Genomic DNA, 22,911 nt, shown 5'->3' with positions numbered 1-22,911 from the left:
GTATTCAATACGGCAGGCCCCGACGGCACGACGTTCACGATCACAGGGTGGTCTCGTTCGCTTCGGGCCGAGTGCCGGTGATCGTTGTCCCTCCCTGTTTACTCACCAGGGAGAGCCAGCTCGAACCATACGGTTTTGCCCGTCCTTCCTTTGCGGGTGCCCCAGCGCCGTGCGGAACAGGCCACCAGACCGAGTCCGCGGCCCCCCTCGTCCTCCGGCCCGGCGGGCTTCTCCGTCGGGGGATCCGGAAGTGGATCCGAAACCTCCACGAGCAGTGCGGGGTGCGGGTCGGGCTCGGCACCGTCGAGGCGGGGGCGGACCAGACGGACGCCGATCGGCCCGGAGGCGTACCGCAGGGAGTTGGTCACCAGCTCGCTGACCAGCAGGACGGTCACATCGCCGAGGGCCGCGTCGAGCTCCCAGGCCCGCAGGGTCTCGCGCACCGCGTGGCGGGCGGTGCGCACGGCATTGGCCTCTGCCGGGAAGGTCCACTCGGCACAGTCGCCGTCGGTGTCGATCACACCCGATCACTTCCCCAGCCGCGTGTCAGCAGGAAGGCCCACGTCCCCTTCCAGGGGATCAATCAGGACATACCCGCTATTTGGTGCGGGATATCGTGTCGGGCGCAGCCATGGGCGCATGGTGGCACGAACGGCGTAGGGACTCAGTCGTGCGCTCCGTCGGCGGGAGCCTGCGGGAGCCGCAGCGCGGCCTCGGCGACGGCCGGGCGGTCCTGGTCGAGCCAGTCGACCGAGTCCAGCTCGCGCCGGGAGAGCCAGCGCAGTTCATCGTGGTCCTCCAGCGGACGGGGCACACCGGAGAGCAGGCGGGCGGTCCACACCCGCAGAACGTATCCCGGCTTCAGCGGCCACTCGCCGGGGATCCGCTCGCCCGGTTCGGCCTCGACGCCGAGCTCCTCGCGCAACTCCCTGACCAGGGCCTCTTCAGGGCTCTCGCCCGGTTCGAGCTTGCCGCCGGGGAGTTCCCAGCGGCCGGCGAGCTCGGCGGGGGCGCTGCGGCGCGCGGCGAGCAGGCGCCCCCGGTCATACACGGCCCCCGCGACGACGACCACGACACCGGGGTCGGTGCCGCGGTGGTGCTCGGTGGGATCGGTGGGATCGGTGGCGCGTTCCGTCATGGCCGCGAGCGTAGCCGGGGCGGGACGACGGCCACCGGGCTCAGAGCGCCGGGGTGCCGATCCGCTCGACCCAGTAGAGCTGCTTGTGGCCGCGGTCGTCGAGGCTGTCCGCGATCTTCTGGGCCTCGTCCTTGGTGGCGTACCGCCCCACGCGGTAGCGGTTGCCGTTGTCGTCCTGCCGTATGACAAGCCAGGGAAGAACAACGCCACTGTCAGTCATCAGGCCTCTCCCTCTGCCGGTCCGGCCGTCTCCAACGATCTCCGGGAAACCGCAATCCGCATATGCCGGAGCTTACGCCTGACCTTCACACAGCGGATATGCCTTTTCACAAAGAGATACGAACTGGCCGGTAACCGACGGAGGGAGGCCGAAGCCCACGCCCCTGGAGCGGACCAAGGAGGGGCGCCAGGGAGGCATGAGGAAGAAGGAGGGAGGGAGGCGGGGCCGGCAGTGGAGGGAGGGTGCGGGCGTGACGGCTCGTCGCGCGGCCGTGGCCGCCGGGCGGTCACGCGGTCCGAGGCGCCGTCAACTCGCTCTGAACGCCTCCCGCCGTCGACTCGCCGTGAACGCCACCCGGGCGGCCTGACGGCTCATCGGGTGGCACACACCCCCGGGACCCGGGGGCGAGAGGGGGACGTGCCGGCTCAGCGGACCGGCAGGTGGTACGAGATGCGATAGCGGTCGGCGGGGACCACGACGTCCGCCGTCTCGACGGCCCGCCCCGAGGCGTAGTACGTCCGCTCCACGACCATGACCACATGGCCCGGCACGCCACCGAGCGCGAGGAGCTCCTCGGCGAGGCCGGGGCGGGCGCCGACCTCCTCCACCACGTTGTCCACGACCACGTCGATGGCCGCCATCCGCTCGACGACACCACAGCCGCCCAGCGGACCCTCCTCCGGCAGCATCACCGGCGTCCGGCCGGTGACCGCGAGGGGCTCCCACGAGGTGGAGACCATCATGGGCTCACCGCCGTCCCGGTACACGTACCGCGTGCGCATCACGCGCTCCCCCGGCTCGATGTCGAGCCGGGCGGCCACCTCGACGCTCGCCGGCTCCTGCTCACTGCTCGACTCCCAGGTCCCCCGCGCCCCTTCGGCGGCCTGCTCCTGCCGGAAGGGCGTGGCACCGGACGACGGGCGGTAGCCGGAGCGGGCGATCCGGCGCGGCACCGGACGCTCCCGCACATACGTCCCCGAGCCGGAGCGGCCCTCCACGAGCCCCTCGGCCATGAGCACCTTGCGGGCCTCCAGCGCGACGGTGTCCGAGACTCCGTATTCCTCGCGGATGCGCGCCTGCGACGGGAGACGGGTGTGTGGCGGAAGCGAGCCGTTGGCGATCTTCTCCCGCAGATCGCTCGCCACGCGCAAGTAGGCGGGCTGCTCACCGAACGTCACTGGACACTCCCCTCAGGTTGACTGACAGCTACAGACTGACAACCGAGGGTCGCGATTCGCAAGCATGGGCCAAAGTTTCACTCGATGTGATGACGCGCCGGTCGCAGGCCTTGCTACCTGCGGTCACCGGGAGTAGGCGAGGTTCGGGCGGCGCCACACCCTCGCCGCACCCCGTCACACCTCTTGACCTCTATTGGTACAGACCAATACGTTCCTGCCTGTACGGCACTCTCGCGGCCGTCTCACACGGCCCCTCCCGCACGGCCCCTCCCGCACGGCCCCATCCCGCACGGCCCCTCCCGCACGCGCCATCCCGCCTCGCACAGGAACGAGCCCATGCGCCCCAGAGCCCTGACCAAGCTGACCTTCGGCGCCGCCGCCGCGGCCACCCTCGGCCTTCTCGCCACCCTGGCCCCCACGGCCGAAGCGCACCAGCCCTCCCCCACCTCCTCCGCCTCCTCCGCCGGCCACTCCCTGAAGCGCATCGGGTACTTCACCCAATGGGGCATCTACGGACGGGACTTCCAGGTCAAGGACCTGGAGACCAGCGGCACGGCCGCGAAGCTCAGCCACATCAACTACGCCTTCGGCGTCGTCGGCCCGAACGGCAAGTGCCTCATGGGCAACGAGCCCGGCTCCGACCCGTGGGCCGACTACGTGCGCCCCGTCGACACGGCCGACTCGGTGGACGGCGTCGCCGACACCGCCGAGCAGCCCCTCGCCGGCAACTTCAACCAGCTGCGCGAGCTGAAGGCGGAGAACCCGGGCCTCAAGGTCATGATCTCGCTCGGCGGTTGGAGCGGATCGGCCCACTTCTCCGACGCCGTGCGCACCGACGCCGGCCGCAAGGCGCTGGTCGCCTCCTGCATCGACACGTACATCAAGGGCAACCTGCCCGTCGACGGCGCCCGCGGCGGTGCCGGCGCCGCCGCCGGCGTCTTCGACGGCATCGACCTGGACTGGGAGTGGCCCGGCTCGGAGGGCGCCCCCGGGAACGTGATCCGACCCGAGGACAAGCCCAACTTCACCAAGCTCGTACGGGAGTTCCGCACCCAGCTCGACGCCTACGGGCGCTCGCTGCCGAAGCGCAAGCGCTACGACCTCAGCGCGTACGTGCCCACCGCCCCCGCCAAGATCGACGCGGGCTTCGAAGTCGCCAGGATCATGCGGGACTTCGACTTCGTGAACCTCCAGGGCTACGACTTCCACGTCTCCGGCGAGACGACGACGGGCCAGCAGTCCGCGCTCTTCGCCAAGAACGACTGGAGCGTCGACGGGACCGTGAAGTCCTGGCTGAGGCGCGGCGCCCCCGCCCACAAGCTCGTCGTCGGCATGCCCTTCTACGGCCAGGGCTGGACCGGCGTCACCGGCGGCGGCGACGGACTCGGGCAGCCCGCGGCCGCCCCGGCCCCGGCCACCTGGGCGGCCGGTTCCGAGGACTACAAGCACCTGAAGAAGCTCGCCGACTCCGGCGCGTACAAGCTCTACCGCGGGCAGAAGAACGGCCACGCGTGGCTCTTCGACGGCACCACGCTCTGGACCTACGACGACCCCACCGTGCTGCGCACGAAGGCGTCCTACGTCCGCCAGCGGGGCCTCGGCGGCGCCATGGTCTGGTCGCTGGACGGCGACACCCCCGACGGTGAGCTGATCACCGCGATCGACCGGGGCCTGACCCGGCGCTAGGGGGTGTCCGGAAAGTAGCGCCGTCTGCCCGCAGGGCAGGGCCCGCGCCGTCAGTTCCAGCGGACCAGCGAGACCCGGTGGTCGTCCGCGCCGTCGATGGGCAGGTCGAGCGCGGCGACCTTCACCGGCTGGGCGCCCGGGGTGGCGAACTCCGAGCGGTACAGCACCCACTGGTCGTGGGCGTTCCGGGACAGGAACACGAAGCTCTTGCCGTCCGGGGAGGGCGTCGGGTCCGAGGCGTTCCGGTCGCTCTCGGGCAGCAGTTCCACGATCTTGGTGACGCGCTGGTGGTCCGGGCTGAAGGTGAGCTGCGTGAGGCTGTCGTAGTGGCAGACCAGTGTGGTGTCGTCGCGCCAGAAGGCGGGGTTGCAGTTCTCCGGCTTGTCGTTGTTCCCCTTGCCGAGGGCCGCCGACTCGAACTGCTTGAGGTGCTGGTCGCCGCCGATGTTCGGCCGCCACAGCCCGAGCCCCTCGCTGTCGTTGTGGATCGCGACGACACCGGAGGGCGAGATCGGCGACTGGTACCCGTCGGCCGCCAGGATCGTCCTGGCCATGGCCCCGCCCTTGGCCAGGCGGGCCCCGATCTGCTCGTACGGCACCGACTTCTGGGTAGCCGGACCACCCTTGGCGTCCCGGAAGTACATCGGCTCGCTCGAACCTATGTGATCGGGGTCGGAGTTGTACCAGAGCTCGTCCGTCTCAGGGTGGAAAGCGACGTCCTCCACGCCCAGGTCCTTGCCGAAGGCGTCCGGGTCGGGCGGTGCGATCTCCTGGCCCGTCGCCGTGTCGACGGCGGCGGCCCGGGAGCTGTCGGAGATGCCCGCGAGCATCGAGAGGTCCTTGCTGAACGCAGAGGTCGCCGGCTTCGTCGGGCCGTCGCCCTCGCAGCCGGACGCCGGCTCGAAGTCGCTCGGCGTCACGGCGTAGCGCTCCGCGACCAGCTTCCCGTCCTTGGCGGAGTACGAGCGCAGCGTCACCCCGAAGACGGTGTCGCCCTGGCTGTCCGGCCGGTCCGTGCAGAACATCACCGAGACGGTGCCCTCCTGCCCGAGGGGCGCCTTCTTGACGTCAGCAACGCCCTTGGAACCCCCCTCGGGGGCGTCGCCGAGCGCACCGCCGAGGCCGGTGTCTCCGCTCTCGCCACACGCGCTCAGCAGCAGCGTCGCCGCCGCGAGGGCCAGTCCTGACCTGAACCGTCGTCCCACCGTGATTCCCCGTTTCTTTGCTCATGCATAGTTCTGGCATGATCATTCAACCAGCCCGGGGAGGGGCTCAGTTCACCGTCTCAGGCCGCGCTTCCCGGAGCGTCCGCCACGGGCGGGGTGTCCGTCAGGCCGAGCCCGGCCCGCGCCTTCGCGCCCAGGTCTCCGGGCAGGGAGTCCCAGGCCGGCTCGTACGCCTCCCAGTAGGCGTCGGCGTCGGCCGCCCCTGCCAGCTTCCGCCACTTCCGCGAGGCCGCCGCGAGTTCCTTGTCGAGGGCCTCGACCGGGGCCGTGGAGGCGCCGGGCCAGTCGTGCGCCCCGAGTCCCGCGCGGGCCCCGTCGATCGCCGCGAGCATCTCCCCCGACCACGCCTTGTTGGCCTGGAAGTCCTCGTCGGGGTCCTCGGCCGGCTCCCGGTCGCCCACCGTCTCGATCGGGTTGACGCTCTTCAGGAAATGCTCCTGGTCGGCGGTCAGCGTGCTGGCGTCGGACCGCACCGAACCACTGAAGCGCCCGGTCTCGCTCCCGAACGCGCAGGTCACCGTCCGGTCGCCGAAGCGCCAGCTCTGGGCGCTCGGCATGTAGTAGAACACCAGCACGTCCACGGGGACGGCCCAGGTGTCCAGCGCGTAGGCGGAGTTGATCGCCTCGCAGCGCTTCTCCGACACCGCTTCCAACTCGGACTCGCCGGGCCACTTGTCGTAGCCGGTCAGCTTGAAGGTGCCGGTGGCCTCTCCGTCGTGCGGCTTCGCGCAGTCGACGATCTCTACCTCCGTCGCGTAGTCCTCCAGCTTGCCCTCGTCGCCGAAGCACTGCCCGGCGCGCAGCGAGAACGGGGACTTGGTGCGCGACGCCTCGTTCACGCCCTTCCTGAAGCCGTCCACGGCCGAGCCGATGGCGCCGGTCACGAGGCCGGCGGTGATCAGCAGGGTGCTGACGAGGGAGAGGACGATGCCCGTGACGGCGATCCCCTTGCCCGCCTGGCCCTTCTTCCTGATCTGCGGGAGGGCGATCACGCCGAGGAGCATCCCGAGCGGCGGGAGGCAGCAGACGATGCCGGAGACGAGGGAGGCGATGGCGAGCCCGTTGGTGGTGCGCCGGGGCTGCCCGTACGGGCCGGGGGCGCCGGGCATGCCGGGCACGCCGGGCTGTCCGTAGGGGCCGGCCGCGTACGGCCCCCCTGGCGAGGTGTACGGGCCGGGGGCGGGCCATCCCTGGGACGACGGGGGCTGCTGGGGCGGCTGGGTCGGCTCCACGGCTGGCGTGCTCCTGTTGGGGCGACTGGTGCGAACAGACGAACGAGCGCGCATCGTACGTGGTCGGCCGCCCCGCCGCCCGACCCGGGTGTGCCGAAGGGGTGGTCGCCGGCCGGCGACCACCCCTCGGTGTGAGACGTGGATCAGAACGCATCAGACCGGATCAGAGCCGATCGGAGCGATGAGAGCGACGAGAGCCGTCGGAGCGGATCGGAGGAGCTCCGAGCCGATCAGAACTGCAGGGCCCAGGAGTCGATCTTCCCGGTGTCGATGGACGCGTTGTCCGTGACCCGGAGCTTCCACGTGCCGTTGGCGACCTCCGAGGAGGCGTTCACGGTGTACGTGGTGTTGATGTTGTCCGAGCTGCCGCCCGTGCCGAAGCCCTTCAGGGTGTACGCCGAGCCGTCGGGGGCGATCAGCTGGACCTGGAGGTCACCGATGTAGGTGTGGACGATGTTCACCGGCACCTGGAGGGTGGCGGGGGCGTTGCCCGTGACGCCGCTGACGGTGACCGGGGACTCGACGGTCGCGTTGTCGGCGATGGCGTAGTCCGCGGTGTTCTCGAACTTCTTGCCGGGGGGCGGGGTGGTGCCGCCGCCACCGACGAACAGCAGCCGGTTCGGGGAGCCGGTGCCCGGGTTGGTCACCACGTTCGGCGTGGCGGCGTTCACCAGGGCGGTGCCGACCTGGGCCGGGGTGGCGGTCGGGTTGTCCCCGAGGTACACCGCGGCCGCGCCGGCGACGTGCGGCGACGCCATCGACGTACCGGAGATGGTGTTGGTGGCGCTGTCGCCGGTGTTCCACGCCGAGGTGATGTTGGAGCCCGGGGCGAAGAGGTCCAGGACGGTGCCGTAGTTCGAGAAGCTGGAGCGCGCGTCGGTGTTGGTCGTGGAGCCGACCGTGAGCGCCTCGGTCACACGGGCCGGGGAGTAGTTCGACGCGTTGGCGTTGCTGTTGCCGGCGGCGACGGCGTACGTGACGCCGGACGCGATCGAGTTGCGGACGGCCGTGTCGAGGGTGGAGTCGGCGCCTCCGCCGAGGCTCATGTTGGCGACGGCCGGCTTGACGGCGTTCCGGGTGACCCAGTCGATGCCCGCGACGACGCCGGCGGTGGTGCCGGAGCCGTTGTTGTCGAGCACGCGGACGCCGACGATCTTGGCCTTCTTGGCCACGCCGTAGGCGGTGCCCGCGACGGTACCGGCGACGTGGGTGCCGTGGCCGTTGCCGTCCTGCGCGACGTTGTCGTTGTCGACGGCGTCGAAGCCGTTGAAGGCGCGGCCGCCGAAGTCGCTGTGGGAGATCCGCACACCGGTGTCGATGATGTACGCGGTGACGCCCTGGCCCGCGGTGTCCGGGTAGGTGTAGCTCTGGTTCAGCGGAAGGGCCCGCTGGTCGACGCGGTCCAGGCCCCAGGACGGCGGGGAGGGCTGGGTGGCGTCGATCTTGAAGACACGGTTCTGCGCCACGGACTTCACGGCGGGGTCGGCCGCGAGCTTCCTCGCCTGCGCCTCGGAGAGCTCGACGCTGTAGCCGTTGAGCGCGGAGGTGTACGTCTTCTTGATCTTCGCGCCGTACTCGGCGGCGACCGCGCGGCCCTCGGCGGTCTCGGCCTGCGCCGACTCCTCCAGGGTGACGATGTAGCTGCCCGCGATCGCGCCTTCGGCTCCGGCGTTCTCGATGACGCCCTCCGGGGCCGCCGGTGAGGCGACGGCCGGGAAGGTGGAGGCGGAGCCGAGGGCGAGGGCGGCGACGGCTATGGCCGCTGCGGTGGCGATTCTGCGGCGCGAATCACGCATCACTGACATGTGAGGGGTCCTCCTCATTGGTGGTGCGCTGCTGTGGGGGTACGGCAGGGACATGACAAGACGACGCATCGGTCGCGCCGCCCTCGAAGTCCGGCTACCGAGCGAAAGATTGACCGATCCATAGGAATCTCACAAGAGCTATCGCCACCCCGTAACACCCGTGCCACACGGCTGACATGCTGATCTTCATGACCGCCTACGTGTGCCCCCGCTGCCTGATCCACTCCCCCGACGACGCGCTCACCTGGTGTTGTCCGAAGTGCCGTGGCCCCTGGGACCTGGACTTCACGCCGGCACCGGCGTCGCTGCCGCCACTCACGTCCCTCGCGTCACGTGTGAATTCCTTGTGGCGGTACACGGAGGCACTGCCTCCCATGCCGTGCGGAGCCGAGGTGACCCTCGGCGAGGGCCGCACGCCCCTCGTCCCCCTCACGGAGTCGGTTTCGGCCAAACTCGACTTCCTCATGCCGACCTTGTCCTTCAAGGACCGGGGCGCCGTGATGCTCGCCGCGCACGCCCTGCGCCTGGCGCGGGCCGGAGGCCTCGACCGGGTCGTCGCCGACAGCAGCGGCAACGCCGGCACGGCGATCGCCGCGTACGGGGCACGGGCCGGACTCGACTGCCTCGTGTACGTGCCCGAGGGGACGTCCCCGAAGAAGCTGGAGCAGATCCGGGCGCACGGAGCCCGGGTCGTCGAGGTGCCCGGCGACCGCGAGGCCACGGCCCGGGCGGCGCGCGAGGCCGCCGACGCGCCCGGCACGTTCTACGCCTCGCACGTCTACAACCCGTACTTCCTGCACGGTACGAAGACCTATGTGTACGAGCTCTGGGAGGAGCTCGGCGGCCGCCTCCCCGACACGATCGTCGTGCCCGTCGGCAACGGCACGCTGCTCCTCGGCGCCGCCCTCGCCCTCGACGAGCTGCACCGGCAGGGCCTCACGGAGACCCGGCCGGCCCTCGTCGCCGTCCAGGCCGAGGCCGTCTCCCCACTGGCGGCCGCCTTCCACGCGGGCGCGGACGACATCGCCGCCCCCGCCCCCGCCCACCCGACCCTCGCCGAGGGCATCGCGATCCCGGCCCCGCCCCGCGCCCGCCGGATCCTCCGGGCGGTACGCGAGACGGGCGGCACGTTCCTGACGGTGTCCGAGGACCAGATCCGCACCGCCCAAAGGGACTTGGCGGCCCGGGGTCTCTTCGTCGAGGCGACGGGCGTGGCCTGCTGGGCCGCGGTCACCGCCACCGCACCGCGCCCCGGACTCACCGTGGTGCCGCTGTGCGGGGCGGGCGCGAAGACGGGGCTGGTCGCCTGAGCGAGGGCGGCTCGCGGGCCCCGACTGGACCCGCCCCTCAGCAGGTCCGTCCGCGGTCCGCGACGGTGGATCGGAACTCGTCGACGGTGGATCAGAACTCGTCGGCGCCGTTGCGGAGTTCGTGCGTCCAGTAGCCCGTCTTGGCGGCGGACTCGTTGACCGCGAGGCCGCCGGCGGGGGCCTTGACGACGATGCTGCCCTCGGCCGGGCCGTCGGTGGCGAAGAGGTTCACGTTGAAGCTCTTCACGACCTTGTTGCCCTCGCCCACGCCGCCGAGCGCGACCCGCACGTTGGCGTAGGCCGGGGCGCCGGGCTGCAGGACGACCGGGGCGGCGGGCTTGCTCTTCGCGACCGCCGGGACGTCCTTGGCCGTCTGGATGTCGCCGAAGGCGATCAGCGGGTACTGGAGGAGGGTGCAGGAGCGGCCGGAGGTGTTGGTGGCCGTGAGGGTGATGTGCTCGGTCGGGACCTCGTCCGCCTTCGCCGCGGTGATCCTGATGTCGCCGTAGGCGCAGGCCGGGGCCTTGGCACCGGTGGACGCCTTGGTCTTGGTGTTCGTCTTGGCGGCGGTCTTGCCGCCGGTGGAGCTCTTGCCGCCGGTGCCGGTGGCGGAGGCCTCGCTCACGCCTTCGGAAGCGGAACCTCCGGAGGTGGAGCCGCCGTCCGTGGACCCGCCCGCCGTGGACCCGCCCGCCGTCCCGGCCGCGGCGTCGTCGCCCGTACCGGTGTCCGCCGCGCCCGAGTCCTGCCGCGACTGCGAGCTGCTCGCGCTCCCGGCGTCCTTGGCACCGGCGCCGGTGTCGCCGCCACAGGCGGTCAGGCCCAGCGAGAGGGCGGTGACGGCGGCGGCCAGGACAGTTGCCTTGATGGTCGTGCGCATGGTGGTTCTCCCCCGTGAAACGGTCGGTCGACGCGGTACGTCCGTACTGCGTGCTGCGTGCTGTATCCAGCTTCCGACCCGGCGCTGCCGTCCCGCTTGCGTACCGCTAACGATCCGCTGACAGCCGCGAAAGCTGCTCCGCCGCCCGCGCGGAGCCCTCGGTGAAGCCGGCCGCGTCGGCCGCCGCGATGGCTCGTTTCAGCTGGTCGGCGGCCTCGTCGAGACGGCCGATGCCGGCCAGCGCCTCGCCCCGGACGATCTGCAGCTGTGCCCGGACGACCACCGCGTCGGTGGCGACCAGTTCCCCCGCGCGAACGGTGTGCGCGAGCGCCTCGTCGTACTCCCCGGCCTGCAGGCAGTGCGTCGCCAGGTGCTGGAGGGTGAGCACCTGGGTGGACGGATGGGCGGCGCGGTCGGCGAGCGAGACCGCGTGGACCATGAGCAGCCCGGCGCGCTCGCGCTCCCCGGTGGAGTCCAGGACGGCGGCGTAGTTGACGTACGCGATGGCCTCGCTGACGGTGTCCCCGGCCCGGGCGGCGAGGATCGGCGCCTTCTCCAGGTGGACGAGCGCCTCGGCGTCCCGGCCCTCCTCGTGCAGCACCCACCCGAGGAGCGCCCGGGTCCGCGACTGGGCGTCGAAGTCGCCCTCGTGCTCGGCGGAGACGAGCCCGGCCTCCAGGAGCGGCGTCCAGCCGTCCCCGATCCGCATGAGCATGAGCGGCCACATCACGAGGGCGAGCCGCCAGGCCCGGTCGTGGTGGCCCAGCGCCGCCGCGGCGGCCACGGCGCCCTCCAGGGCGGGGCGTTCGGCCGCGTACCAGTCGAGGGCCGCCGCACGGTCCTCGAACTCCCGGGTGGCGGCGGGCCGGCGGGCGTCGGCGGGCAGCGAGTAGCAGGGCTGGGAGCCCGGTTCGGCGGCGGCGTCGGCGGCGAGCCCGGTGTAGAGGTAGTGGTCGAGGAGGCGGGGCAGGCCCTCGGGGTCGGCGTCGGGGGCGATACGGCGGGCGTAGAGGCGCACGAGGTCGTGCGGGGTCCAGCGGCCGGGCACGGCCTCGGTGAGGAGGTGGGCGGCGGCGAGCCGGTCCAGATCGGCCGAGGCGTGCCCGGGGGACGTGCCGGCGAGCGCGCCCGCCGCGAAGCGGTCCAGGTCGGATCCGGTGTGCAGGCCGAGCGCGCGGAACATCCGGGCGGCGGAGTCGGGCAGTTGCTGCACGGTGAGGCGGAGCGCGGCGGAGACGCCGACGTCCTCCACGTCGAGGAGGGTCAGCCGCACCTGCTCGTCGGCGAGTTCGCCGACCATCGCGTCGAGCGTCCACTGCGGGCGTTCGGCGAGCCGGGCGGCCGTGACGCGCAGCGCGAGGGGCAGTCCGTCGCAGAGTCCGGCGAGCCGCGCGGCTGCGGCGGGTTCGGAGGCGACCCGCGCCTCGCCGAGCACGGTGGCGAGCAGGGCGGTGGAGGCGGCGGGCGGCAGGTGACCGAGCGGCACGGGGCACGCGGCGTCGGAGGCGATGAGTCCGCTGAGCCGGTCGCGGCTGGTGACGACCGTCGCGCAGAGGTCGCCGCCGGGGAGCAGCGGTCTGACCTGCTCGGAGGAGCGGGCGTTGTCGAGGACGACGAGCAGGCGGCGGCCGGCCGTGAGGGAGCGGAAGAGCGCGCCCCGCGCGTCGGCGGCCTCCGGTATCCGCAGCGCCGGGACGCCGAGCGCGAGCAGGAACTCGCGGAGGACGGCGGCGGTCTCGGGCGCCGGGGTGTCGCTGAAGCCGCGGAGATCGGCGAAAAGTCGACCGTCGGGGAAGCCCGCGCGGCGCTCGTACGCCCAGTGGACGGCGAAGGCCGACTTGCCGACGCCGGCGGGTCCGGTGACGAGGCAGAGGGGTGCGACCACGCCGCCGACGGCCCGGTCGAGGGCGGCCAGCTCGGCGCCCCGGCCGGTGAATCCGCGCGGCGCGCGCGGCAGCTGCTCCGGCGCGGCGAAGGGGACGGACGCCTCGACCGGGAGGGCCGGGCGGGGGACACGGGCGGCGGGCTCGGCGGCGCGCAGGAGCGTCGCGTACGCCTCGGCGAGCGCCTCGCCGGGGTCGACGCCGAGCTCGTCCGCGAGCAGCCGGCGCGTGCGGTGGTACCAGTCAATGGCGTCCGACTGGCGTCCCGCACGGCCGAGCGCCAGCATCAGCGCGGCGGCGAGGGATTCGCGCAGGGGGTGGGCGACGGCCTCGGTCCGGAGCACGGCGGCGGCCCGTCCGTGCTCGCCGAGCGCCCCGTAGGCCGAGGCCAGGGCCTCCACGGAGGACAGCCGCAGCTCCTCGAGCCCCCCGGCCGCCGCCTCCAGCGGCCGGCTGTGCACGGTCCCGGTGAGCGCGGGACCCTGCCAGTACGAGAGCGCCTCGCGCAGCATCCGCACGGCGTCACCGGGCCGTCGCTGCACCCCGGCGAGCGCGACGAGCTCCTCGAAGCGGTGGGCGTCGACGAGCGATTCCGGCATGCGCAGCACATACGCCGACCCCTGGGTGGCGAGCTCGACGCCGTACGCCTCCGCCCCGTGCTCGGCGAGCAGCGCCCGCAGCCGCGAGACGTGCCCCTGGAGGACGGTCTTGGCGTGCGTGGGCGGCTCGTCCTCCCACAGGGCGTCGATCAGCTGCGTCACGTTCACCGCGCCGTTGGGCCGCAGCAGGAGCATGGCGAGCAGACTGGACCGCTTGGCGGGCCCCAGGGCTACGTCGCCGTCCTCCGTCACCAGCGCAACGGAGCCGAGCAGCCGGAACTCCACCTTTTACCTCCGCAATCCCTTGTCCCCCGTCCCCCGATCCCCAGCAGACGAGGATACGTGGGGTAAGAGGGGCGCCCGCGACGTGAAGTTCCCCGAACCGGCGCTCGCCGTCCGAATCCGCACGGGCCCACCGCGAGGAGAAGAGGAGAACCGGCCGGCTGCGTTCAGACGACCGTCGTCGGACAGCGGTCGAGGAGGGCGTGCATGCGGGAGACGGGGAGGGAGGGGTTGGCCGCGGCGCCCTCCGCTGTGCGGGGATCGGCGAGGAGGGTCTCCAGGGCCTGCGGTGACAGGTTCGGGTTCGCGGCGGCTGCCCGGGACACCGAGGCGTCGGGGTCGTCCACCGGAGGGTCGGGCAGGGCGGGATCGGCTGCGGCCAGGGCGCGCACCTGCGGATCCGGGTGGCCGATGAGATGGGTCAGTCCGGTGCGGGGGAACGCGGGCAGGGTCAGCAGGTGCGGACGGTGGGCGGGGCGGGTCACGAAGACGTCCAGGAGGAGGTGCGGCGGAGCCGGCGGGTGGTGGCAGGCCAGCCTGATCCGTACCTCCTCGTCCTCGTCCCGCGCGAGCGCCTCGACGAGTTCCGCGGGCAGGCCGGGCCAGGTCGCCGCGACCCGGCGGAGCACCGGCTCCTCGGACACCGCGCAGGCGGCGAACCAGTCGGCCGACGGTTCGACGTCCGGGCCGGTGTCCGGCTCGATGATCGGGCAGACGCAGTCGGGACCGTGCCCGACGAGCCGGATCGCCCCGTACTCGCCCCACGTGCGGGGGAAGGGGTGAAGACGCATGCGCATGCGCACGTACGCGTCCGGGTCCTGCCCCAGCTCCGCCACCAGTTCCGGTGCCAGGTCGGGCCGGGCGGCGACTTTCGCGCGGATCCCCGGCTCGGGGTGGCGGGCGAGCCGGGCGACGGCGGGGGCCGGGGTGTGCGGGTTCCGGGTCAGGGGCTCCACCGTGCCGTCCGCGAAGCACCGCTCGACGAGCGCGGGGGACAGGGCGCACGTGCCGAGCACATGCTCCCTGCTGAGCGAGCCGATGGACGGCAGCTCGGCCTCCACCCGTTCCGGGTCCAGCACCCAGCCCGCCTCCCGCGCCGCCTCACGGACCGCGGGATCGGGATCGTCGAGGAGCCCCGCCCGCTCCACCGGGGTGAGCGACTGCCACCGCCAGGTGGCCCGTATCCGGAGTTCGGGATGCTCGCGGCCGGCCATGGAGCGGTAGAAGGACTGCGGGATCTGCCGGGACGATTCGAGCTGTGCCTTGATCTCGCTCGCGGTGAGCATGCGGTCCTCGCCGCCGTCCTCGGCGGTCAGGAGGGTGGCGATGATGCCGTCCGGCAGTGGCCGGACCCGTCGGGGGCGGGGAAGGGGGCCGCCGGCCAGCCACCAGCGGACGATCCCCGACGGGTCCTTCGCCAAGGGGGCGAGCCGCGCAGGGTCGACGTGCCGGTTACGGGCGAGCGCGCGGCGGATGCCCTTGTCCGGATGGCCCAGGGCAGCGTCGGTGACGGCGTCGGGCAGCTCACGCCCCTCGCACATCGACGGCCCGACCGCACTGTCCACCAGACGTATCAGCAGGTCGGAGGGCGCCGCCGGATTGAAGGCGAGGCCCCGCAGCCACGGTTCACGCAGAGAGTCGGACACCGCGTCATCCTGCCACCCACCGCGCGCACCGAGCCCGACACAGGCCCCCCACCCACGAGACACCCACGAGGCACCGACGACGAAGGGACCGCCCCTTGGAGGGGGCGGTCCCTTCGACCCTGCGTGCATGCGACGCGCTCGGCGAATCGCCTGCCGTTCGGCAGCGAACAGGTCAGACGTTGAAGCGGAATGTCTGCGGACTGATCCTGACCTGCGGCGGAGCCTCCTCCAAGGCCCTGACCTGGGATTTCCCGGTTGGCATGTGTTGGCTCCCGACGGCCGTTTACGAGTGTCCTGCGGACTGGCTGCGGACTGGCCGGGGATCCCGAGGCAGAGAAATCCATGGCACACCGGCGGGACCTGCCACGAGACTGCGCAGGTGAGCGACTCCCACCCCTGCCCGTGCTGCGGGCACCGCGTGCTGGGCGAGATACCCGGCTCGTACGAGATCTGCCCCGTCTGCTTCTGGGAGGACGACGGGGTCCAGTTCCGCTGGCCCACCATGGCCGGCGGGGCGAACAAGGTCTCCCTGATCAAGGCCCAGCGCAACTACCAGGACTTCGGCGCCTGCGACGAGCACGGCCGCCGGTTCGTCCGCCCGCCGGCAGAGAACGAGCCGCTCGACCCCGCCTGGCGCCCCATCGACCTGACACGGGACTCCTTCGAGGACTGGGCGGCCCAGGACCGTGCCCCGTGGCCCGACGACCACTCGGTGCTCTGCTGGTGGCTCCCCACCTTCTGGCGCCGGGACCACTCCGCGTCATGACCTCCCATATCGAGACGCTCGTCCAGCGGCTCGACGGCAAGGCCGACGAGTCCTACGACGCCCGCGCGGAGCTGATCTGGATCGGCGCCGACGCCATACCCGCCGTCATCAACGGCCTGCCTTCCCTCGGCGGCTTCGGTCAGCTGACCGCCATTGAGGTCTTCGAGGAGGTGGGCGATCCCCGTTGTGGCCCCGCTCTCATCGGCCTGCTGGACAGCGACAATCCGACCGTCCGCGAATGGGCGGCCATGGCCCTGGCGAGCCTGGAGATCGACGGCGCCATCGAGCCCCTGCGCCGCGCCTACCGCGCCTGCCTGGAACGGGCGACCCCACCGGGCTGGACCGAGTCCGTCGGCATCCGCTGGGCGCTGACCGAACTAGGCGCCCGTAGCCCTGTCGTCCCCCCACTCACCGCACGTGTACGAGCCACCGCCGCAGATGACGCCCCTGGCTGGCCCTCGACCCACTTCACCGAGATCATCAACGACCTCGCCGACCATGCCCAGGTGATCCTCTACTCCCAGTTCTGGCGCGTGGACGCCGGCGGCACGTACGGCATCTCCGGCACTGGCCTGGACTGGGAACTCGACTGGACCGCGCCCTGGGCACATCTGGTCGAAGAGTCCCGCACCTGGTCCCTGCTGGAAGCCTCCGAAGCACCTGTCGGCGACAACATCTTCGTCGCCCCCACCTGGATCGACCGGACCGACCTGCACCCGGAGAGGTGACCGATGCCGTCCCAGCACCCCGAGGAGATCGGCTACGGCCATGTGATCGAGAGCTACGTGACGAGGACGTACGGCGGCCTCCCGCGCTATCTCGCACTGAATGGCGGGCGGTTCCTGGGCCCCCGGTGGTGGCACACCACCCGCTTCACCCGACACCTGCTGAATGACGCCGCCGCGATCACCGACGAAGAACTGGAAGCTCTCCTCGGGTACGAATGGCGCTCGCGCCTCACCGCCGCCTGGCTGATCGGCGTCGACCGCCGCGAACGGTTCCGGGCACGCATCGGCGACCTGCTCCTGGCCAGCGAGGTCTGCTACTCCGGCAGCGCCTACTGCTTCGCCCTGGCCCGCTTCGGCACCCACGCCGACGCCGAGATCCTCACCGCCTATCTCGACCACTACCTTCCCCGCACCGACCTCCACTACGACCAGCCCGCCGCCCTAGGTGCCCTCCTCCGCCTCGACGCCCTCCTCGGCGCCCACCACGCCGACCGCTTCACAGAGCCCGACGGCCTCTGGGACGAGTGGGTCAAGGGCGTGGGACGCCTCGGCTACCCCAGCCACATCCCCGCCGAACAGCGCCGCTGGACGGACCTCCAATGCGAGTTCGCCAACGGCTGGCGACGCCTGTAGGTCGCGTGCAATCACTGCCCCCAGGCCCCCTAGTTCCCACCAGTTAAGGGCCTGAACAAGCCAAACGCACACAGGAAAGCCGGTTCTGCCCGACGATGGAAATGCGGAAGACCGCCGACACGCGGAGACAGGGGGAACCATGCGCATCGACGTGCGGGTAGGGGCCGAGGCAGACGAGCTGCGTTCACTGCACCAGTGGCTGGGGGCAGACAGAGAGATCCGCAGGTCGTCCTCCTTGACACTCCAAGAGAAGCCTCCCGAGCCAGGGCAGATGGGCGGTTTGCTGGACGTCATCCAACTGGTGACTGACAACGGATGGAGCGCTGCCTCCTTCGTGGTGGCGCTGGCCGCCTGGAAGCGAACCAGGCCCCAGGACCCGCGGATCGAGATCAGGCGGGGTGACACCGTGATCGTTCTTACCCAGGGCAGCGATGCCGAGATCGAACGTGTCATTCGTGCCCTTGAGACCTCGACCGAGGATGAGGCACCTGGGACATGAGCGTGTTGCCCGACCCCGGCGCGACCCGAGCCGTGCTGATCGGCACCAGCCACTACGACCACCTGGAGTCGCTGCCGGCTGTGTCCAACAACCTGACCGCTCTGGCCGAGGCGCTGACCGGACCCGCCTCTTGGACCCTGCCGCAGGAGCATTGCACGATCCTCTCCAACCCCACGACCGCAGAGATGACCATGGCCGCAGTGCGAGCCGCAGCCGAGCAAGCGCGCGACACCGTGCTGATCTACTTCGCCGGTCATGGGCTGGTCGACCCCGAAGGGGACCTCTATCTGGCCATGCCGCAGTCCAAGCAGCAACGCGTGGAGACCGGACTGCCCTATCGGTGGATACGGCAGGCTCTCCTGAACGGCCGGGCCGATCGATGTGTCGTTGTCCTCGACTGCTGCTACAGCGGTCTGGCCCTCGGGACGATGGGCGGCCCATCAGATCTGGCCGATCAGGCGGCCGTGGAGGGAACATTCCTGCTGGCCGCTGCTGCAGAAACACGCCAAGCACTCGCCCCGCCGGACGAGACCTTCACCGCGTTCACCGGCGAGCTCCTCGACACGCTTCAGACGGGCATCCCCAATGGGCCTGAGCTGATCGACTTTGGAGCGCTGTACCGACACTTGCGCATCAGGCTGGCGGCTAAGGGGCGCCCCGACCCACAGGCGAGAGACAGGAACACCGGGGCCCGACTCGCTCTTGGCCGCAACCTGGCCTGCCTGCCGACAACCGCGACCACCCCTTCTGCCGACGGGAAGCCAGCCACAGGGCGCTCCTGGCCGAGTCCCTCGGGAATCCGCACTGTCAGGGGTTTCTTCAAGTCGTTGGCCGATGTTCGTGTGACGAGCGGTCTCACCCATCAGATGGTCAGCCAGCGTTCCGGTGGACGCATCTCGCCCGGTACCGTCAGCAGGCTCTTGAACCGCGAAAGCCTGCCCAAGACCTGGCCCACCACAGCGGCGTACCTGTCCGCCTGTGGCGTGCCAGATCAGCAGGTCGCTGAGTGGCATGCCGTCTGGACGCGGTTGCTAACGGATACGACGACCGACACCGCGCCGCACACCGTCCCGCACCCGCGCCAGCACCAGAAGCCCACTACGTTGCAGCGGTTGACCGGAAGACTATCTCGGCGAAACGGTCGCAGTCGAGATCACCGTTCAGGGAGTAGCTGAGGCAGTCGGAGACGCCTGCTGCGGAGCCGGAACAGGTGCCTCGCTGTCATCACCGAAGACCGTGTTCCAGGCAGCAATAGCCAGCAACGCCGCAGCAATCACAAGGCCCGTCGCAGGCTTCTTCACCTGCTTGGCGGCCGGCGGCCGCACCCAGTGCCCTGCCCGGTAGTAGGGCTTGTCGCTCTTCTGCGCCACTGCGCTCTCCCCCCGACAACGCTGCCTTCCGTTCCTTCGACAGTTTCGCAGCGTCCGTCCTGAGGAGAGGGCAAACGGCTGCGTCCGGCTGATTCTGTTCCCTGCAGAACCGACCGCTCTTCTGCCCGCCGGCGTACACACTGGGCACGGTCCAAGACCCACGGCAAGTAGGCGGGCTACACGTACGCCCATCCACCACTAGGGCATCCGCCGGGACGTTCAGACCTCCTCTGAGCCCGGAGAAGAGACGATGGCGGGACCTTCAGCAGGCCACCCTCAAGGCGCTGGCAAGCCACCCAAACTGCGGCTTCCGTCTTCGGATGGTCCGCAAGCCACTCGGGCCTCAGTCAGCCGTACGGTCGTGGCGAACCTGTCGAGTGAATGGCGGTAGTGGATGCTCTCCCTGAAGGAGTTGCGCAAGTAGCGGTGGAAGGACAGACGTACAGGGCCACTCGGATGAGACCCGCCCTATGATCCTCGCGTGTCGGGGAATCCAGCAGAGCACCACTACGCCCACGCCGCTGTGCGGCACTACGACGACGCCGTCTACCTCCACGACGGCAACCGCCTACCCAATGCCGATCACCATTTCGGTTTCGCGGTGGAATGTGCCCTCAAAAGCATGGTCCTGCGCTTCACGCCGGCCACCATGAACCCCAGAAAGCCGAACAAGCCTCCGGCCATACGCCCCTGGGTCGCAGATCCGGTCACGGGTAAGGCTGTCCACGACTACGGCCACCTGCCCTGGGTCACCGCCGACCTGGCCCTACTGACGCACGGCAGATCCGCCGCCCGCCTGTCCGCCGCGCTCGGCAACCTGACGGCCTTCGACTCCTGGTCAGTCGATGACCGCTACCTTGACGGCACCACAGCCGTCGAAGCGCACGTAGCGCAGCGGCGTACCGTGGCGAGGGAAATCCTCGTCCTGCACGAGCAGGCCCTGATCACCGGAAGGCTGCTGTGACTCTGTCCCCTCACCCCGTCCTTTTCGACGAGGCCCGCCCCCGTGCTCTCGGCGTCGCCTACGAGGTGGCCGCCGAGGGCTTGGACGTGCTGCTCGTGCGGGACGTGCTGGGGCGGTTCACCCTGGTTGTTGACGACCGCGGACGCCAGGCCGAGGCGGACTGGGCGGGGGCCTGGACAGAGCGGCTCGCTGCGGCCCTCCGCCCATACGCCACTGACCGGCCACTCCTACTCGCCTCCGCCCTATTTTCGGCAGACGACCTACTGAACTCTGCAAGGATCCAGCCGGACCCAGAGCACCGCCCAGGAGAAGGCCACGGCAATGTCCGTCTCCTGGACAACACCGTGGTTGGAGAAGACTGGGGGCAGGTCTCAACGCCCGCTCTCGAAATGGATGGCTCGCGTACTCATCGCACTGCCCTCTACGGCTTCAAGGGCGGTGTAGGGCGGACCACCGCCACTGCCGTCCTCGCTCGCCATCTCGCTGACCGTGGGCACATCGTCCTGGTCGTCGACCTCGATCTGGAGTCTCCTGGTGCTGGCCCACTGCTCAGTGCAGGAGCCGAGCTGCCCCGTCACGGTGTTGTTGATCAGCTTGTTGAGTCGGCTGTGCACAATGCCGCCATCCTGGACCTGGTAGCACCCACCGGCTACACCCCCCGAACCGGCCGGGGCGAGCTCTGGGTGGCACCCGCACGTGGCCAGGGCTCGGCGGGTGTGCCCTACTCCTACGTCGACAAGCTCAATCGCGTGTACGCCGACATTCCAGGCGCGGACTTCGCCGACCGCTTGGAAACCGCCGTCCGGGCCTGTGAGAGTGCCGTTGCACGGGGCAGCGAGAGTGGCCGCCGCCCGGATGTGGTGTTGCTGGACAGCCGGGCTGGTATCCACGACATCGCTGCCGTCACCATCTCCCGGCTCTGCGACCTCGCCCTCCTGTTCGGCACCGACAACAGGCAGACCTGGTCTGGCTACGGCGATCTCTTCGGGGCATGGAACGCCTCCGGCCAGGCCCGCCTCATCCGCGAGAAGCTGCGTATGGTCGCGTCCATGGTCCCGGACTCCCCGCAACGCCCCATGGATGCATACCTGAAGTCGTTCCGCGAGCACTCCTGGGAATGCTTCAGCGTGTTGTACGACGACGACGCACCCCTACTGGCGACCGGCGAGCTCCTCCCCGGGGCCTTCTCTCCTTCTCTGGAGGACGACTCGGCCCCCCACCACCCGATCCCCATTCTGTTCGAGCCGGGACTGGTTGGCCTGGACGCGGACAGCGCCCCAGGCTGGCAAGACCGCGCCTTCGTCCAGGCCGCGTACCGTGACTTCCTGGAGACCGCCATTCTCCTGATCACCGCCGAGCCGCAGAATGAAGGAACCTGATGACCACCGCATTGGGCGCCGAGGAGTATCGCGACCTCCTCTCGGACACGCTGCCCGAGGCGACCGACGCCGACACGCTCTTGCCTGACCTCCACACGTTGTTTACCCCAGACGGCCACCGAGCAGCCCTCTATGTCGATAGCACGGTCGTACGCGGTGGACGGGGCGTCGGTAAGACCTTCTGGTACCGCTCACTGCTCGACGACACTCTGCGTCAGGTCGCGGCGCAGGAGTATGGGATTGAACGGCTGCGTCGGCTCACTGTCTCAGCCGGGTACGGAGCGTCTGTTAAGCCCGACCTATACCCAGGCACAAGTGTCCTGCGGCAGCTCGCAGAGGCCAATATTCGGCCTTACGACATCTGGTACGCGGTACTACTGACGGCACTTGGCCAGCCGGAACTACGAGAGCTGGTGGAGTGGCGCGACCGGGTTGCCTGGGTACGCGCCAACCCGGGCGCGTCAGAGCGTACGGTGCAGCAGGCCGACCAACAGGCTCAGGAGGAGGGCACCACCCACCTGATTCTCTTTGACGCCCTGGAACACCTCCACCGGGTACGCGCCCAGGCAGACCGCCTTGTCAGTGGCATCCTGGAGCTGGCCCTCGCAATGCGTCTTGGTACCCGCAACATCCGCTTCAAAGTTTTCATCCGCCCCGACATGTTCGACGGCGCCCTGCTCCATTTCCCCGACGCGTCCAAGCTGACAGCCAACGCCGCCAGCCTCTCCTGGTCCCGCGCGAGTCTGTACGGGTTGCTCTTCCACTACATGGGCAACCACAGCAGCGACCGTGCGGACCGCTTCCGTCGCCTCACCGGCGGCTGGGAGGCCGACGCTGGCGGGCACCGCCACCTCCCTCCTGCACTCCTAAGCGGTGACGAGCAGTACCAGGCCGAGCAGTTCGCGCTCATCGCCGGCCCTTACATGGGTGCCAACTACCGCAAGGGGAACACATACACCTGGCTTCCCAACCACCTCATGGACGGCGTCGAGCAGGTGAGCCCGCGCAGCTTCCTCAGCGCGCTGGGCAAGGCTGTCTCGGAGACCCGTGGCAAATACGCGGGCCACGAGTACGCCATCCACCACGAGGGCATCCGCCGGGGTGTCCAGACCGCCTCGGAGACCCGTGTACGGGAAGTCGGTGAGGATATGCCGTGGGTGCGTCTGGCTGTCGACCCACTCGCCGGCCGACAAGTACCCATCGACCAGGAAACCGTCCTGGAGCTGTGGCAGGAGGTCCGGTTGACCGACGCTCTACTCAAGGAAGCTGAGCGATACGAGACCCAGGACGAGGACACCCTCGTCCGAACCGGTCCTCGCCACCCCGACGACCCGGGCCGCCTCGTCGAGGAGCTGATCACCCTAGGCGTTATGCGCCGCCGCCGCGACGACCGCATCGACCTGCCCGACGTGTATCGCATCGCCTTCAACATTGGACGCAAGGGCGGCGTGCCACGAGTCGCGGGCTGAGTGCCTCGGGAATGGCAC

At 70.5% G+C, this 22,911-nt stretch carries 21 protein-coding genes; 10 read left to right on the top strand and 11 right to left on the bottom strand.

Annotation, left to right across the window (positions count from 1 at the left end; translation table 11 throughout):
* Window positions 1-98: 98 nt before the first annotated feature.
* The 4 genes from IE124_RS24590 to IE124_RS24575 all read right to left on the bottom strand — a co-directional run bounded on the left by IE124_RS24590 (window position 99) and on the right by IE124_RS24575 (window position 2,536).
* Window positions 99-521, bottom strand: coding sequence for an ATP-binding protein (locus tag IE124_RS24590; protein WP_189510225.1), 423 nt, complete (start codon window positions 519-521; stop codon window positions 99-101).
* 143 nt (window positions 522-664) lie between these two features.
* Window positions 665-1,138 carry a (deoxy)nucleoside triphosphate pyrophosphohydrolase gene (locus tag IE124_RS24585; RefSeq protein WP_189510223.1) on the bottom strand — a complete coding sequence of 158 codons (474 nt, stop codon included), beginning with the start codon at window positions 1,136-1,138 and terminating at the stop codon, window positions 665-667.
* Between the two features lie 40 nt (window positions 1,139-1,178).
* Window positions 1,179-1,358: an SPOR domain-containing protein gene (locus tag IE124_RS24580; protein WP_189510221.1), complete on the bottom strand. Its 180-nt coding sequence runs from the start codon at window positions 1,356-1,358 to the stop codon at window positions 1,179-1,181.
* Between the two features lie 425 nt (window positions 1,359-1,783).
* Window positions 1,784-2,536: a GntR family transcriptional regulator gene (locus tag IE124_RS24575; protein WP_189510219.1), complete on the bottom strand. Its 753-nt coding sequence runs from the start codon at window positions 2,534-2,536 to the stop codon at window positions 1,784-1,786.
* 336 nt (window positions 2,537-2,872) lie between these two features.
* Here IE124_RS24575 and IE124_RS24570 point away from each other — a divergent pair, with 336 nt between their 5' ends.
* Window positions 2,873-4,222, top strand: a complete 1,350-nt coding sequence (locus tag IE124_RS24570; protein ID WP_189510217.1) for a glycoside hydrolase family 18 protein — start codon at window positions 2,873-2,875, stop codon at window positions 4,220-4,222.
* Window positions 4,223-4,272: 50 nt separating this feature from the next.
* Here IE124_RS24570 and IE124_RS24565 read toward each other — a convergent pair whose 3' ends face one another.
* The 3 genes from IE124_RS24565 to IE124_RS24555 form a co-directional block, all read right to left on the bottom strand.
* Window positions 4,273-5,427, bottom strand: a complete 1,155-nt coding sequence (locus tag IE124_RS24565; RefSeq protein WP_189510216.1) for a hypothetical protein — start codon at window positions 5,425-5,427, stop codon at window positions 4,273-4,275.
* A gap of 80 nt (window positions 5,428-5,507) precedes the next feature.
* The gene (locus IE124_RS24560; RefSeq protein WP_189510214.1) at window positions 5,508-6,680 is read right to left on the bottom strand and encodes a DUF4190 domain-containing protein; all 1,173 of its coding nucleotides are present in this window, start codon (window positions 6,678-6,680) and stop codon (window positions 5,508-5,510) included.
* 230 nt (window positions 6,681-6,910) lie between these two features.
* Window positions 6,911-8,485, bottom strand: a complete 1,575-nt coding sequence (locus IE124_RS24555) for a S8 family peptidase (protein ID WP_189510212.1) — start codon at window positions 8,483-8,485, stop codon at window positions 6,911-6,913.
* 176 nt (window positions 8,486-8,661) lie between these two features.
* Between IE124_RS24555 and IE124_RS24550 the strand changes: the two genes are divergently transcribed.
* Window positions 8,662-9,795 (top strand): threonine synthase, encoded by a 1,134-nt coding sequence (locus tag IE124_RS24550; protein WP_189510211.1) that lies wholly within the window; start codon window positions 8,662-8,664, stop codon window positions 9,793-9,795.
* A gap of 91 nt (window positions 9,796-9,886) precedes the next feature.
* Here IE124_RS24550 and IE124_RS24545 read toward each other — a convergent pair whose 3' ends face one another.
* The 3 genes from IE124_RS24545 to IE124_RS24535 all read right to left on the bottom strand — a co-directional run bounded on the left by IE124_RS24545 (window position 9,887) and on the right by IE124_RS24535 (window position 15,085).
* The gene (locus IE124_RS24545) at window positions 9,887-10,675 is read right to left on the bottom strand and encodes a DUF4232 domain-containing protein (RefSeq protein WP_189510209.1); all 789 of its coding nucleotides are present in this window, start codon (window positions 10,673-10,675) and stop codon (window positions 9,887-9,889) included.
* 106 nt (window positions 10,676-10,781) lie between these two features.
* On the bottom strand, window positions 10,782-13,442 hold the full coding sequence (locus tag IE124_RS24540) for an AfsR/SARP family transcriptional regulator (protein ID WP_189510207.1): 2,661 nt from the start codon (window positions 13,440-13,442) through the stop codon (window positions 10,782-10,784).
* Between the two features lie 164 nt (window positions 13,443-13,606).
* Window positions 13,607-15,085, bottom strand: a complete 1,479-nt coding sequence (locus IE124_RS24535; RefSeq protein WP_189510205.1) for a hypothetical protein — start codon at window positions 15,083-15,085, stop codon at window positions 13,607-13,609.
* Window positions 15,086-15,464: 379 nt separating this feature from the next.
* On the opposite strand from IE124_RS24535, the gene IE124_RS24530 reads away from it, so the two are divergent.
* The 5 genes from IE124_RS24530 (at window position 15,465) to IE124_RS24510 (ending at window position 18,886) form a co-directional block, all read left to right on the top strand.
* On the top strand, window positions 15,465-15,851 hold the full coding sequence (locus tag IE124_RS24530; RefSeq protein ID WP_189510203.1) for a CPCC family cysteine-rich protein: 387 nt from the start codon (window positions 15,465-15,467) through the stop codon (window positions 15,849-15,851).
* Entirely contained in the window at window positions 15,848-16,579 is a 732-nt protein-coding gene (locus IE124_RS24525; RefSeq protein ID WP_189510201.1) for a HEAT repeat domain-containing protein, read from the top strand. Before IE124_RS24530 ends, IE124_RS24525 begins: the two co-directional genes overlap by 4 nt.
* A gap of 3 nt (window positions 16,580-16,582) precedes the next feature.
* Window positions 16,583-17,212: a DUF6000 family protein gene (locus tag IE124_RS24520; protein ID WP_189510199.1), complete on the top strand. Its 630-nt coding sequence runs from the start codon at window positions 16,583-16,585 to the stop codon at window positions 17,210-17,212.
* A 139-nt stretch (window positions 17,213-17,351) separates the two neighbouring features.
* On the top strand, window positions 17,352-17,711 hold the full coding sequence (locus IE124_RS24515; protein ID WP_189510197.1) for an effector-associated constant component EACC1: 360 nt from the start codon (window positions 17,352-17,354) through the stop codon (window positions 17,709-17,711).
* On the top strand, window positions 17,708-18,886 hold the full coding sequence (locus IE124_RS24510; protein ID WP_189510195.1) for a caspase, EACC1-associated type: 1,179 nt from the start codon (window positions 17,708-17,710) through the stop codon (window positions 18,884-18,886). The genes IE124_RS24515 and IE124_RS24510 overlap by 4 nt, the downstream gene beginning before the upstream one ends.
* Here the strand turns inward: IE124_RS24510 and IE124_RS24505 are convergent.
* The gene (locus IE124_RS24505; RefSeq protein ID WP_189510193.1) at window positions 18,872-19,081 is read right to left on the bottom strand and encodes a hypothetical protein; all 210 of its coding nucleotides are present in this window, start codon (window positions 19,079-19,081) and stop codon (window positions 18,872-18,874) included. The genes IE124_RS24510 and IE124_RS24505 overlap by 15 nt on opposite strands.
* A gap of 481 nt (window positions 19,082-19,562) precedes the next feature.
* Here IE124_RS24505 and IE124_RS24500 point away from each other — a divergent pair, with 481 nt between their 5' ends.
* The 3 genes from IE124_RS24500 (at window position 19,563) to IE124_RS24490 (ending at window position 22,893) form a co-directional block, all read left to right on the top strand.
* Window positions 19,563-20,045 carry a hypothetical protein gene (locus tag IE124_RS24500; protein WP_189510191.1) on the top strand — a complete coding sequence of 161 codons (483 nt, stop codon included), beginning with the start codon at window positions 19,563-19,565 and terminating at the stop codon, window positions 20,043-20,045.
* A gap of 86 nt (window positions 20,046-20,131) precedes the next feature.
* Window positions 20,132-21,424 (top strand): KGGVGR-motif variant AAA ATPase, encoded by a 1,293-nt coding sequence (locus IE124_RS24495; RefSeq protein WP_229832818.1) that lies wholly within the window; start codon window positions 20,132-20,134, stop codon window positions 21,422-21,424.
* On the top strand, window positions 21,424-22,893 hold the full coding sequence (locus IE124_RS24490) for a hypothetical protein (protein WP_189510187.1): 1,470 nt from the start codon (window positions 21,424-21,426) through the stop codon (window positions 22,891-22,893). The genes IE124_RS24495 and IE124_RS24490 overlap by 1 nt, the downstream gene beginning before the upstream one ends.
* Window positions 22,894-22,911 lie beyond the last annotated feature (18 nt).

The organism is Streptomyces narbonensis (assembly GCF_014649015.1).
Classification (GTDB): domain Bacteria; phylum Actinomycetota; class Actinomycetes; order Streptomycetales; family Streptomycetaceae; genus Streptomyces; species Streptomyces narbonensis.
Note: the sequence above shows the minus strand (reverse complement) of the source record. Positions and strands in the feature narration are given on the sequence as shown.

What these genes read in the sequence shown, in the direction of transcription:
- IE124_RS24520 (WP_189510199.1), top strand. Translation starts at nt 16,583, where the DNA reads ATGCCGTCCCAGCACCCCGAGGAGATCGGCTACGGCCATGTGATCGAG.
- IE124_RS24585 (WP_189510223.1), bottom strand. Translation starts at nt 1,138, where the DNA reads ATGACGGAACGCGCCACCGATCCCACCGATCCCACCGAGCACCACCGC.
- IE124_RS24550 (WP_189510211.1), top strand. Translation starts at nt 8,662, where the DNA reads ATGCTGATCTTCATGACCGCCTACGTGTGCCCCCGCTGCCTGATCCAC.
- IE124_RS24555 (WP_189510212.1), bottom strand. Translation starts at nt 8,485, where the DNA reads ATGTCAGTGATGCGTGATTCGCGCCGCAGAATCGCCACCGCAGCGGCC.
- IE124_RS24545 (WP_189510209.1), bottom strand. Translation starts at nt 10,675, where the DNA reads ATGCGCACGACCATCAAGGCAACTGTCCTGGCCGCCGCCGTCACCGCC.
- IE124_RS24510 (WP_189510195.1), top strand. Translation starts at nt 17,708, where the DNA reads ATGAGCGTGTTGCCCGACCCCGGCGCGACCCGAGCCGTGCTGATCGGC.
- IE124_RS24490 (WP_189510187.1), top strand. Translation starts at nt 21,424, where the DNA reads ATGACCACCGCATTGGGCGCCGAGGAGTATCGCGACCTCCTCTCGGAC.
- IE124_RS24580 (WP_189510221.1), bottom strand. Translation starts at nt 1,358, where the DNA reads ATGACTGACAGTGGCGTTGTTCTTCCCTGGCTTGTCATACGGCAGGAC.
- IE124_RS24515 (WP_189510197.1), top strand. Translation starts at nt 17,352, where the DNA reads ATGCGCATCGACGTGCGGGTAGGGGCCGAGGCAGACGAGCTGCGTTCA.
- IE124_RS24525 (WP_189510201.1), top strand. Translation starts at nt 15,848, where the DNA reads ATGACCTCCCATATCGAGACGCTCGTCCAGCGGCTCGACGGCAAGGCC.
- IE124_RS24570 (WP_189510217.1), top strand. Translation starts at nt 2,873, where the DNA reads ATGCGCCCCAGAGCCCTGACCAAGCTGACCTTCGGCGCCGCCGCCGCG.